The organism is Cellulophaga algicola DSM 14237, assembly GCF_000186265.1.
GTDB classification, from domain to species: domain Bacteria; phylum Bacteroidota; class Bacteroidia; order Flavobacteriales; family Flavobacteriaceae; genus Cellulophaga; species Cellulophaga algicola.
Map to the genome: position 1 here is coordinate 2,337,471 of NC_014934.1, position 13,376 is coordinate 2,350,846.

A 13,376-nucleotide genomic window follows, 5' to 3' on the forward strand; every position below is an offset into this window, starting at 1 on the left:
GTTACTGCTTCGTAGAAATAAAAATACCTTTGTAAAAAAATAGAGTATGTTGCGTTGGGTTATTTTTGTTATCGTCTATATTATTTTAGGTTTTTATTCCTTACAAGCTATTAAAACGGCATCTAGATATCCTGGGGTATATTATAGCTTTATAGTGATAATGCTACTCGTGGTCGGTAATTTTATATATCAATTTACCTTTGGGGAATCGGATGGTAGGGTTTTAAGTAGGCCGAAAAGTTATGCTTTTGGTTTTCTATTGGCTTTATTGTCATTTCAGCTAATAACAGTACTCTTTCTTTTTTCTGAAGATATATTTCGATTTTTGTCAGGATCCTATCAAAAAATTTTTGGTGTTGATCGTGAATTTTCATTTCCGGAACGGAGGCGTTTCTTGAGTTTAGTGGCCTTAGGAATCGCAGCACTTCCTTTTGGATCTTTATTATACGGTATGTATCGAGGTAAGTATAATTTTAAAGTACTAAAGTATACTTTAGAGTTTGATGATCTTCCAGATGCTTTTGATGGCTATACGATATCGCAAATATCTGATGTGCATAGTGGTAGTTTTGATAATGAAGAAAAAGTTTCTTATGCTATTGATCTTGTTAATAAACAGAAAAGTGATGTCTTGTTTTTTACGGGAGACCTTGTAAATAATAAAGCAGAGGAAATGGAACCTTGGAAGGTCTTGTTCTCAAAATTAGAGGCGCCAGATGGTAAGTTTTCTATTTTAGGTAATCATGATTATGGAGATTATGTAGATTGGGATACTGAAGAAGAAAAAGCGGCGAATTTAGAGGAATTAAAAAAAATACAGAAAGAAATAGGGTTTGACCTTATTTTGAATGATAGTAGGTATTTGCAACGGAAAGAGGATAAAATAGCTTTAATTGGTGTGGAGAATTGGGGTAGAGGCGGATTTAAAAAATCGGGTGACCTTAAAAAAGCATCAGAGAAAATTGATAAAAACGATTTTAAAATATTGCTAAGTCATGATCCTAGCCATTGGGAAGATGTAGTTATTCATGATGAGTATCATTATCACTTAACCTTAAGTGGTCATACCCATGGAATGCAATTTGGTATAGAAATACCTGGATGGATAAAATGGAGCCCTATTAAATGGCGTTATAAATATTGGGCGGGTATATATAAAGAACTCGGTCAGTTTATAAACGTTAACCGTGGTTTTGGTTTTTTAGGGTATCCTGGTAGAGTTGGTATATGGCCAGAAATAACAGTGATTACCCTTAAAAAGAAGCCTTTGGCTTAAATAATTAATGCTAAGGAAAACACAAAAATTGATAAGAAATTCTTTTTTTAACATTTTTTCTTACATTTGATTTATGAATCCTAACATTTAAGCATGTCTAAATTTGGTGAACTAATAAATTCTAATGCCCCTGTGTTGTTAGATTTTTATGCGGAGTGGAATGAGCAATCTACTTCAATGCATCCTGTGCTGCGTGATGTAGCGGCAGCTTTAGGGGACAAAGGGAAGGTTATAAAAATTGATGTAGATAAAAATAAAGAACTTTCGCAGGCTTTAAGAGTTAAAGGCTTGCCCACGTTAATGATTTATAAGAATGGTGAAATGGTTTGGCGCCAAAGTGGAGAACAAGATGCGAATACCTTGATAGGTATTTTAAATGAATATCTGTAAACTAAAAAAAAATAATAGAATAAAAAAAACCGAGATGTAAGTCTCGGTTTTTTTTGTAGTTATTCCTCTATAATTGGTGCGACTTCAATTTCAGGTCTGTAGGTGGTGTCTATTTGACTATTATCTATTAAATCAGGGTCATTAGGAGAAGGTGTTTCTTCTCTGAGAATTGGATCTTCACTGCCATTTACAAAGCGACTAAACTTATCAATATATTCATTGAATATAATGGTTTCTTTTTCGGCAAGTTCACGGTCTCCATTTCGTATCAAAATATCCACATTACGGTTGTAGGCTTCCATATCCGAAATAATATCGTTTAATCTTTCGTACTGTTCATTTAATGGAAGTGTGGCATAATATTCCAAGTGTTCTTGGTAGTTTGTTTTAAGTTCTGTGTATAGTTTTCTGGCCTTTTCGGTCTCACCAACCTTATAGTATCCATCAACAAAAGGCTCTACAAAGGCATAATACTCGTAAGAATTAACAGGCATGTTTTCTACCGCAATGTCAATCATTTCTTTGGCTCTGTCTATTTTGTTTTCATTTAGTAATGTTTCTACCAGACGCGCAATATTTCCTCGGAATGACAAACCTTGAATACGAGTTTGTGTATCGTGGTAAATATCAGGACTTCCAGAATTACCCCATTCCCACTTTTTAACGATATCATACATTAAATCGCTATCTATTCTACCCATTTCATAGGATCTCTTGTCATATTCCGTTTTTATAGGAACAAGTTTATAAACTAAGCCATCTAATTGTAGGTAGTCTTTCATCCAAATATATTCGCCATCATCAAAACTACCGCCAGAGAAGTAAATTGGTCTTTTCCAGTCGTTGTTAGCAATAATATCTAACATAAGTAAGCGATTTTTTGGTAGTGCGCTTTTAGGGAGTTCTATGTCAATATAATCAACAATTAGAGCAGAATCTTTTTCTTTTACCAAGCCACTTTCTAAAACATTCTTTTTATTAACAGGTATTCTAATGTGGTTGGTAGGGTAAAATACAATGTCAAGCGTGTTTTCAGGATAAATACTTATATCCTGGTCAGGATTAGCTTCTAGGACACTTCTTAATTTGGTTCTAGGTTCATCGCTAGCTATCCATTCCATGAATGCTTTGATGTCCCATCTAGATTCTGAAATCTTTTTATTGTATAATTGATCTACGTTTTGGTAGTAAACAGCGTCTCTTGAACCAACACGGTACTGCTCGTGGGTTAATTGAGAGGGGATAGCTTCACTCTGGTAAGCTTTACGTTTCATTTGATCAATGTACCAGTCTGTAGCAAATAAACTAGTGTTTATTACACGAACATCAGTACGGAACCCTTCAATTTCTTGTGCGTACCAAAGAGGGAACGTGTCATTATCTCCTATGGTAAATAAAATGGCTCCGGTGCCTTCTTGTGTAGATTGCAAGTATGCTTTTGCAGTTGTTTTAGCGGTAAACTTGTTTGATCTGTCGTGATCATCCCAGTTTTGGTATGCCATTAAAAATGGTGCGGCTAATAAACATATTACGGTTACTGCTGGCGCCAATATTTTTGGCGTAATGAGCTTTTTAAAGGCGTCAAATAATCCATATACGCCAATCCCAATCCATAGGGCAAATATATAAAAGGAACCTACAAGGGAGTAGTCTCGTTCTCTAGGTTGAAAAATATAGGGGTTGGTGTAGAATTGTATGGCTAAACCAGTAAATAGGAAGAACACGAGGAGTACCCAGAACTGTTTTGGATTTTTTCCTATTTGAAATAGAATTCCAATAATACCTAAAATTAAAGGGAGGAAGAAATAGACATTTCTACCTTTGTTATTTAGAATATCACTAGGTAAATTTTCTTGAGAACCAATAGACGGTCTTAAGGAGTCTATAAAGTTTATTCCGCTAATCCAATTTCCGTTATCGTCATATCTACCTTGCTTGTCATTCTGTTTTCCGGTAAAATTCCACATGAAATAACGCCAATACATATATCCAAATTGAAACTCAACCATATATTTAACATTTTGCCAAATAGTTGGGGGTTGTACGTCTATGTATTCGCTAAATCTATTTAAAAATTGTGCGTATTGTGCTTCGTCTATTTCGCCTTTAGCGTACCCTTCTCGAAGTTGTTTAACGGCTTGAGCTAGTTCTGGACTATTGGTCTTTGTTTTAAACTCTAGGGGTCCAAAATAGCGCATGTAGTTGTCAACATGTTGTTCGCTCCACATTCTTGGTAGTAGTCCAACATGTTTTTTATTTGGTCCTTGGGTAGCGTTTTTGTATTTATTTACAATAATATATTTTCCTTGTTTTTCGTCTTTTTCATATTTTGGCTTATCATCTTTGTCTTCGCCTGCGCCAGCAAATGCATTTGAAAAATAGGCACCATAAAAAGGGCTATCAACACCTGGGTATTGTTCTCTGTTATAGTAAGCAAGTAAAGAACGAGCATCAGAAGGGTCGTTTTCGTTAATGACAACTTTTGCATTTGCTCTTATTGGAAGCATTATCCAAGATGAGAATCCTAGAAATAAGAACATTAGACATAGCGTAATGGTGTTTGCCGTTTTAAAATTATTCTTTCGGGTATAATTTAGCGCTAAATAGAAAACAGTTATAAAAATTAACCCCATAATTATAGAGCCAGAGTTAAAAGGCATTCCCATCGTATTAATAAAGAATACTTCGCTCCATCCAAAAGCAACTAATATATAGGTTAATGAAAATTTATAAACCAGCATTAATATAGCAATCACAATGATGTTTGCTAGTAAAAAGTTTTTTATAGTGGTTGTTTTATAAGTTCTGAAATAATAAAGTAGCCCTATTGATGGGATGGCTAAAAATCCCATAAACTGGATTCCGAAAGTTAATCCTACCACATATGAAATTACTAATATCCACTTATCGCCTCTAGGGTTTTCTAAATCATCTACCCATTTTAGGCCTAGCCATAATAAAAGCGACATGATAAAACTAGCCATAGCATAAACCTCTGTTTCTACGGCATTGAACCAAAAACTATCAGAAAAAGCGAATGCTAAAGAACCTACGAGTCCGCTTCCTAAAATTGCAATTGCTTTACTATTGGTAATTATTTCATCTTTAGAAATAATTTTTTTCGTGAGATTGGTGATCGTCCAAAACATGAATAGGATGGTAAATGCGCTAGAAACTCCAGATACATAATTGACCATCAGTGCTATTTTTTCATTATCGCCAAAAGCAAATAAGGAGAAAAATGCGCCTATCATTTGCAATAAGGGTGCTCCAGGAGGGTGACCTACTTGTAGTTTTGCTGATGTGGTGATGTATTCTCCTGCATCCCAGAAACTTCCTGTAGGTTCAACAGTGATCCAATAGGTTAGTAGCGCAATAGAAAAAGCAGCCCATCCTAAAATGGAGTCCCATTTTTCAAAATTTTTAGAAAACATGTATATTTATTTTACCAATTACGGCGAATTTAGTAATTAATATAGATATGTAATTCATTTTTTTATAAAGGTTTAGCCCCTTTCTAAATTTTTTTTTAAAATTTTTTCGAAAAACATTTGTAGATGTCAAACTTTGTTGTAATTTTGCACCGCTTTTAAAGGTAATGGTCCATGGTGTAATTGGCAACACTCCGGTTTTTGGTACCGTCATTCAAGGTTCGAGTCCTTGTGGACCAACAGAAATTTAAAAAATTCCCTGCTTTCTAAAAGAGCAGGGAATTTTTGTTTAAAATCGTTTCAATTGTTAAATCTTATATCGCAAGTATATGTGCTTAATGTTCAAAAAAGTTATATATTTGCAAGACTGTAAGAATCAATAGTATATACGAGGGGACAATTTGTCCCCTCTTTTATTGCTTAAGTTTATGTTTAAAGAGAAAGTTTTAGAATTGTTAGAGGGTGCCTTGAAAGAGAATGAATCAATTTTTTTGATTGATTTTACGATTGGGCCTGCAAATAAGATAAGTATTACCTTAGATGGTGATACTGGAGTTAATTTGAAAGACTGTATCGCTATAAATAGAGCAATTGAGAGTAATTTAGATCGTGAAGAAGAAGATTTTTCTTTAGAAGTGGCCTCTGTTGGAGCAACTACGCCTATGGTTATGCCGAGGCAATATAAAAAGAATATTGGTAGAGAGTTGGAAGTGAAAACTTTAGGTGGTAAATTTGAAGGAATTTTAACGGAAGCAAACGATCAAGGAATTACTTTAGAATGGAAAGCTAGAGAGCCTAAGCCAATTGGTAAGGGAAAGGTTACGGTTCAGAAAAAACAAGAATTTATTTTTTCTGATATTCAAGAAGCAAAAGTTATTATAAAATTTTAATTGTAGGTCAACATGGAAAATATAGCGCTGATCGAATCTTTTTCAGAATTTAAAGACGATAAATTCATTGATAGAGTAACGCTAATGGCGATTTTAGAGGATGTTTTTAGAAACGCTCTGAAAAAGAAATTTGGTTCTGATGATAACTTTGATATCATTATCAATCCTGATAAAGGGGATTTAGAGATTTGGAGAAACCGAATTGTTGTTGAAGATGGTGAAGTTGAAGAGCCTAATGAAGAGATTTCTTTAAGTGAAGCTCGTAAAATTGAACCTGATTTTGAGGTTGGTGAAGATGTTTCTGAAGAAGTTAAGTTAATTCAATTAGGAAGAAGAGCTATTTTAGCACTTCGTCAGAATTTGATTTCAAAAATTCATGAACACGACAACACAACAATATATAAGCATTTCAAGGATTTAGAAGGTGGGTTGTATACTGCTGAAGTACATCATATCAGACATAAGGTTGTTATCTTATTGGATGATGAGGGTAATGAGTTAATTTTACCTAAAGATAAGCAGATACCTTCAGACTTTTTTAGAAAAGGTGATAATGTTCGTGGTATTATAGAGAGTGTTGAGTTAAAAGGTAATAAGCCTGTAATTGTTATGTCAAGAACAGCACCTGCTTTCTTGGAGGCATTATTCTTTCAGGAGATTCCTGAGGTGTTTGATGGTTTAATTACAGTTAAAAAAGTAGTTCGTATTCCAGGTGAAAAAGCAAAAGTAGCCGTAGATTCTTATGATGATCGTATAGATCCTGTAGGAGCTTGTGTGGGTATGAAGGGTTCTCGTATACATGGTATCGTTAGGGAATTAGGAAATGAAAATATTGATGTTATCAACTGGACTAGTAATCCGCAACTTTTAGTGACAAGAGCGTTAAGTCCTGCTCGTGTTTCTTCTGTAAAGTTAGATGACGAGAAAATGACAGCTCAAGTTTATTTAAGACCTGAAGAGGTTTCTAAGGCAATTGGGCGTGGAGGTCATAATATTAGATTAGCAGGTCAGTTGACAGGTTATGAAATAGATGTATTCCGTGAAGGAGTAGAGGAAGATGTTGAGTTAACAGAATTCTCTGACGAAATCGAGGGATGGATTATAGAGGAATTTAAGAAGATAGGAATGGACACTGCTCGTAGCGTTTTGGAGCAAGATGTTGATGACTTGGTGAAGCGTACCGATTTAGAAGAGGAGACAATTGTAGAAGTTGTGCGTATCTTAAAAGAGGAATTAGCAGATTAAGCTATATATTAGCAAGAAATTTATAAGTATAGTAACAAGTATTTATGGCAGATAATGCAACAGTAAGACTTAATAAAGTCCTAAGGGAACTAAACATTTCACTCGACAGGGCGGTAGATTTTTTGGGTTCCAAAGGTCACGATGTGGACGCAAGGCCTACCACTAAAATTTCTAATGAGGTGTATCAAGTTCTTTTGGATGAGTTTCAAACGGACATGAGCAAAAAAGTTGCATCTAAGGAAGTTGGAGAAGAAAAGCGGAAAGAAAAAGAAGCAATTCGTCATCAGCTAGAACAAGAGCAAGAAGAGAGAAGAGTTGAAAGGGAAAAAAGAGCTGCTTCTGAACAAGTAATTAGAGGTAAGGCTGAACTTTCAGGTCCTAAAACTGTTGGTAAGATAGATTTAGAGAACAAAAAGAAAGAGGTAGAGAAGCCTAAAGAGGTTGAGAAGCCTGTTGAAAAACCGGTAGAAAAAGCTCCAGAGGTTCAGCCTAAAAAGGAGCCTGAGGTGGTTAAAGCTTCAGCATCGGATAGGCCTAAATTTAAAGTGGTAGATAAAATTGATCTGGCACCAAAAGTGAAACCGAGACAGGAAGTTAAGACACCTGCTAAGGTTGTTCCTCCTGCTCCGAAGCCTGCTCCAACTCCAGTGGTTAAAACTGAACCTAAGAAAGAGGAAGTTAAACCTAAAGAAGTTGTTGTGCCTAAGGTGGAAGAAAAGCCAGCGGAATCTGAGACGCTTACAACACAATACAAAAAACTTACTGGTCCTAAAATAACAGGTGCAAAAATTGATCTTTCTAAGTTTGAAAAACCTAAGAAGAAAAAAGAAGCTCCTAAAGGAAATGATGCTGCTGATAAAAAGAAGCGTCGTAGAAGAATAGTAAGCAATAATAATACTGGTTCTGGAACAGGAACTGGTAATACAGGACCTCGTCCTAGTAGACCGCCAGGTAGTGGTCCGGGAAATAGAAGAGGCCCTGTACAGCGTTTTGCGCCTGTAGTTAAAGTTGAGCCTACTGAAGAGGATGTTCAAAAGCAAGTTAGAGAAACCTTAGAGAAACTTCAAGGGAAATCTAAAAAAGGTAAAGGAGCTAAATATAGAAGAGATAAAAGAGATCAGCACCGTCAACAGACTGAAAAAGATCTTGAGAAGAAAGAAGCAGATAGTAAAATCTTAAAAGTTACTGAATTTGTTACGGCAAATGAAGTTGCTACGATGATGGACGTTTCTACAACTCAGATTATTTCAGCTTGTATGTCATTAGGTATAATGGTTACAATGAATCAGCGTTTGGATGCTGAAACATTATCTATTGTTGCTGATGAATTTGGATATGAAGTTGAATTTGTTTCAGCTGATATTGAAGAAGCTATCGAAGAGAAGGTAGATGCGCCTGAAGATTTAAAAGAAAGAGCCCCTATTGTTACTGTAATGGGACACGTAGATCATGGTAAAACATCTTTATTGGATTATATCCGTAAGGAAAATGTTATTGCTGGAGAAAGTGGTGGTATTACACAGCATATTGGAGCGTATGGAGTTACTTTAGAAAGTGGTCAAAAAATGGCTTTCTTAGATACGCCAGGTCACGAAGCTTTTACAGCGATGCGTGCACGTGGTGCTCAGGTTACAGATATAGCAATTATTGTAGTTGCGGCTGATGATGATATTATGCCTCAAACGAAAGAAGCAATTAGCCATGCTCAAGCAGCTGGTGTGCCAATCGTATTCGCAATAAATAAAGTAGATAAGCCAACGGCTAATGTTGAAAAAATTAAAGACGGATTAGCTCAAATGAATCTTTTAGTAGAAGATTGGGGTGGTAAAATACAGTCTCATGATATTTCTGCTAAGACAGGTCAAGGGGTTAAAGAGTTATTGGAAAAAGTATTGTTGGAAGCTGAATTGTTAGAGCTTAAGGCAAATCCAGATAAATTAGCTTCGGGTACAGTAGTTGAAGCGTTCTTGGATAAGGGTAGAGGGTATGTTTCTACGGTCTTGGTTCAAGCTGGTTCATTGAAAATTGGTGATTATGTTCTTGCGGGTACATGTAGTGGTAAGATTAAAGCTATGCATGATGAGCGCGGGAATAGTGTTAAAATTGCCCCTCCATCAACTCCAATATCAATATTAGGTTTAGATGGTGCACCTCAGGCAGGTGATAAGTTTAATGTATTAGAAGATGAACGTGAGGCTAAACAAATTGCAGCTAAACGTGGTCAGTTATTACGTGAGCAGTCCGTTAGAACACAACGTCATATTACATTGGACGAAATTGGTAGACGTATTGCTTTAGGAGACTTTAAAGAATTGAATATAATTCTTAAAGGTGATGTTGATGGTTCTGTGGAAGCGTTAACAGATTCATTCCAGAAGTTATCTACCGCTGAAATTCAAGTAAACATTATACATAAAGCTGTAGGTCCTATTACAGAGTCTGATGTATTGTTAGCTTCGGCTTCTGATGCGGTTATTATCGGGTTTAACGTTAGGCCAATGGGTAATGCAAGAACGATAGCAGATAATGAAGAAATAGATATTAGAATGTATTCTATTATTTATGATGCTATTAATGACTTGAAAGATGCAATGGAAGGTATGCTTTCTCCAGTAATGAAGGAAGAAATTACTGGTACTGCTGAGATTAGAGAAACATTCAAGATATCTAAAGTAGGTACTATTGCAGGTTGTATGGTAACTAGTGGTAAGATTCTTAGAAGTTCAGGAATACGCTTAATTCGTGATGGCGTTGTTGTCTTCACAGGTGAGCTTACTTCTCTGAAACGATTTAAGGATGATGTTAAAGAGGTGGCTAAAGGATATGATTGTGGTATTCAGATTAAGAACTACAATGATATTAGAGAGTTAGATATAGTAGAAGGATTCCAGGAAGTTGCAGTGAAGAAAAAACTGAAATAATAGGAATTTATAGTACAGATAAAAAAAAGACCCAATCGGGTCTTTTTTTGTTTATATTCTTTTGTTTTTAAATAGCAATACACTAAATAATGGTGTGATAGAAACAATGATACATGCTAGGGCTTTAGGGCAGTTTCAAATGATTTTTAATTTCTTAACTACAAGTTACTTGTGACGTCTATTTAGGGGTACCCGTTAGGTTACAGGCTTCTATTAAGTTGCTATTCAAGTAAGATCTACCACAATTCAATGGGGAATAAAATAGGGGGTAAGCTATGAAGCAAATCCGGTATAGCTATATTATAGAAAGTAGAAAAAATAATAGTTGAAATTGACGTACAACTTTTTGAAAAAGAAAAGGCTTGAGTGGAACATCTTAGTTAACGTTCAGTTTAAAAGAAGTAAACATCTTCAGTGTCATTGTGGGTTTGGCGTAAAATAAATAAACTATTGAAATTAGAAAAAAATGACAAGTACGAGTTACTGAAAACTTCAAGCGTCTACGCTAAGGGTCGAGAGTTTCTAGTTGTAGAATGATTAGGCTTTGTGAGCCAATATGTTATCACTTATTTACGTTGCGCACCTGTAAACGATCTATAGTTTAAACGAAATTACTTTAAAGGATGAAATCGTTTTAGCGATAGCCGTTTTAAGTGTTATAAAATTATAGTATAAATTTTAATGAGAATTAGTAGGGTTAAATGAGGGATGTCTTTTTCTATATGCTCAAGACAAATTATATATAGATATTAGTTAACCATAGTTAGTGTAGCTTCAGTGTTCTTATCTTAAATTTAGAAAAAAACAGCATAGATGGAGGATTTGTAGCGTTCCTAGACATTAATAGTGAGGTTGGGTAATGAAACCTGTGTTCAATGTAATAAAGATAACTTATCTTATGTACTTGAGTATTTAGGGGTAGTCGTAGGTTACATGTTCTTTGTAGGCATTAGTCATGGGATCTAATGGCGAAAAGTAACATCCGTTTAAAATTTAAACTACCGAAAGAGTGAATGGTGTTTTAAAGTACAACTTCTGAATCTCTAAAAATATTGAAGATAGTATTGTAAAAATGAATTGATTAAACATAAAATTACGACCTATCATAGATTTAATCTAGTATAATCAATACATGCTTATGTTTATAAAATGTAGTAACAAAATCTACTTATAAAGAAAACAGTACAAATAAAAAAAAGCTTAGTGATGTTAAAATCATTAAGCTTTAATTTGTGTATTTATTTCTTTGATAATCTATCGCTTATTAGGGGATAGCTATGCGTGTAAGTAGTACTTTATTTTGGTGTAATGATTATAGCAGAAGGGTATTTCTTTCTTACTTCAAGGTATTTTCTTTCCGCTTCCAATGCTGTTTTAATATCTTTTATTCTTACCCTGTAATCTGTGTCTACGTGGTTAATTTTTGTTTTCCAAGACGGAAAATCAGCATCTAAATTAGATTTTTGGTTATTGGCTCCGGAAAGGGTTCCATTATAGATTTGAATCTGAAAATCGTCAGAGTCTTCTTCGGTGGATTTATATATTTCTAGTAATTTCTGAATTTTAGCATCTTGATGTATGGTGATATTTCCATCTTGAGCATGTATGTAAGATGCGCAGAGGAAGAAAATAGCGCTATAGTATATGTTTTTCATTGTTTCTTTCTGTTTGAATTAGTATTGTTGTCTTGCAAAAGTAATTTTTTAATAAGTAAGGAGTGCACTCTGTTTTTATTTAGAATTAATATAAATTGTAAATTATAAATACCTTAACATTTCGCAAATAAAGTCTATGTCGTATTTTTGCATTCGATTTTGAGGTGTATATTTGTTGCAGTAAATGGTTGTTGTAATAATCATGCCAAAATCTAGTAAGAAATAATTTTAATATGAAAAAGGTTACGTACCGCAATCAATTTTCTAAAGTTTTAGGTGTCAGTTTATTAATTGGGCTTTTGTTTTCGACAAGCCTATTTTCGCAAGACGAAACTGCGTCTGCTGGTGATGCTGCTAAGGGTAAATCTTTATTTAATCAAAACTGTGCTGCATGTCATGCCTTGAATAAGAAGATGACGGGACCAGCATTAGCGAATGTTGAAGAACGTTTGTCTGAAGAAGGTTTAGGTAAAGATTGGATTTATGCTTGGATTAAAAATAGCTCTGGTGTTATAGCTTCGGGTGATGCTTATGCAAATAAGCTTTACAATGAGTATAATAAAGCGGCCATGACTGCTTTTCCTACGTTGTCTAATGCTGATATCGATAATATTTTAGCGTATACTGCTGCACCGCCACCTGCGGCGCCCGTTCAAGCGGCTAATGCTCCGGCAGCTGGTGCTTCTTCTCAATCTGGAGGTTTGTCTAATGAGATTGTGCTTGGTGCGCTTGTCTTAGTTTTCGGGCTCTTGGTTATGATGTTGTTTATGGTAAACAAGACCTTAACGAGAATTGCAGAAGCTAATGGAATTGTTGTTGAAAAAGATAATGCTAAAAAAAGAACGCCAATTTGGAAGGCTTTTGCTAAAAATCAATTTTTAGTTCTTGTTTCTGTGATATTGTTATTACTTGGTGGGGCTTATTTTGTATATGGCTTTTTAATGCAAGTAGGGGTGGATCAAGGGTATGCTCCAGTGCAGCCAATTCATTATTCTCACAAAGTACATGCTGGTGATAATAAGATAGAGTGTAAGTATTGTCACTCTTCTGCAAGGGTGTCTAAGCATTCAGGGATTCCTTCCTTAAATGTATGTATGAATTGTCATAAATCTATTTCAGAGTATACGGGTAATCCAGAAGGTCCTTCTCAAGAAGATCTTGCTAATGGCTATACTAATGAGTTTTATACAGGAGAAATCAAGAAACTGTATAAAGCTGTAGGTTGGGATGAAGAGAATCAAAATTATACAGGTGAAAGTAAACCGGTAGAATGGGTGAGAATTCATAATCTACCTGATTTCGCTTACTTCAATCACTCTCAGCACGTTTCAGTAGCTGGTATTGAGTGTCAGACATGTCATGGACCTGTAGAGGAAATGGAAATTATGCAACAGTTTTCTCCGTTAACAATGGGTTGGTGTATTAATTGCCACAGGGAAACGAATGTGAAGGTAGAAGGAAATGAATATTACGATAAGATTCATGCAGAACTTTCAAAAAAATATGGTGTAGAGTCACTTACGGCTGCTCAAATGGGTGGTTTGGAATGTGGTAAATGTCACTATTAA

At 35.1% G+C, this 13,376-nt stretch carries 8 protein-coding genes and 1 tRNA gene; 7 read left to right on the forward strand and 2 right to left on the reverse strand.

From position 1 onward, the window contains the following. The first annotated feature begins 46 nt into the window (after positions 1-46). Both CELAL_RS10165 and CELAL_RS10170 read left to right on the forward strand, forming a co-directional pair. Positions 47-1,276, forward strand: a complete 1,230-nt coding sequence (locus tag CELAL_RS10165) for a metallophosphoesterase (protein WP_013550823.1) — start codon at positions 47-49, stop codon at positions 1,274-1,276. 93 nt (positions 1,277-1,369) lie between these two features. Beyond that, positions 1,370-1,666 (forward strand): thioredoxin family protein, encoded by a 297-nt coding sequence (locus tag CELAL_RS10170; protein WP_013550824.1) that lies wholly within the window; start codon positions 1,370-1,372, stop codon positions 1,664-1,666. A gap of 59 nt (positions 1,667-1,725) precedes the next feature. Here CELAL_RS10170 and CELAL_RS10175 read toward each other — a convergent pair whose 3' ends face one another. Then, positions 1,726-5,100: a glycosyltransferase family 117 protein gene (locus CELAL_RS10175; RefSeq protein WP_013550825.1), complete on the reverse strand. Its 3,375-nt coding sequence runs from the start codon at positions 5,098-5,100 to the stop codon at positions 1,726-1,728. Between the two features lie 165 nt (positions 5,101-5,265). Between CELAL_RS10175 and CELAL_RS10185 the strand changes: the two genes are divergently transcribed. The 4 genes from CELAL_RS10185 to infB all read left to right on the forward strand — a co-directional run bounded on the left by CELAL_RS10185 (position 5,266) and on the right by infB (position 10,153). Then, a tRNA-Gln gene (locus CELAL_RS10185) sits at positions 5,266-5,337 on the forward strand. Positions 5,338-5,525: 188 nt separating this feature from the next. Further along, the gene (rimP, locus tag CELAL_RS10190) at positions 5,526-5,987 is read left to right on the forward strand and encodes a ribosome assembly cofactor RimP (RefSeq protein WP_013550826.1); all 462 of its coding nucleotides are present in this window, start codon (positions 5,526-5,528) and stop codon (positions 5,985-5,987) included. 12 nt (positions 5,988-5,999) lie between these two features. Continuing rightward, positions 6,000-7,232 (forward strand): transcription termination factor NusA, encoded by a 1,233-nt coding sequence (nusA, locus tag CELAL_RS10195; protein WP_013550827.1) that lies wholly within the window; start codon positions 6,000-6,002, stop codon positions 7,230-7,232. 44 nt (positions 7,233-7,276) lie between these two features. After that, entirely contained in the window at positions 7,277-10,153 is a 2,877-nt protein-coding gene (gene infB, locus CELAL_RS10200; RefSeq protein WP_013550828.1) for a translation initiation factor IF-2, read from the forward strand. Positions 10,154-11,448: 1,295 nt separating this feature from the next. On the opposite strand, the gene CELAL_RS10205 is transcribed toward infB, so the two are convergent. Then, positions 11,449-11,808, reverse strand: coding sequence for a translation initiation factor IF-2 (locus CELAL_RS10205; RefSeq protein WP_013550829.1), 360 nt, complete (start codon positions 11,806-11,808; stop codon positions 11,449-11,451). Positions 11,809-12,041: 233 nt separating this feature from the next. On the opposite strand from CELAL_RS10205, the gene CELAL_RS10210 reads away from it, so the two are divergent. Further along, positions 12,042-13,376, forward strand: a complete 1,335-nt coding sequence (locus CELAL_RS10210) for a c-type cytochrome (protein WP_013550830.1) — start codon at positions 12,042-12,044, stop codon at positions 13,374-13,376.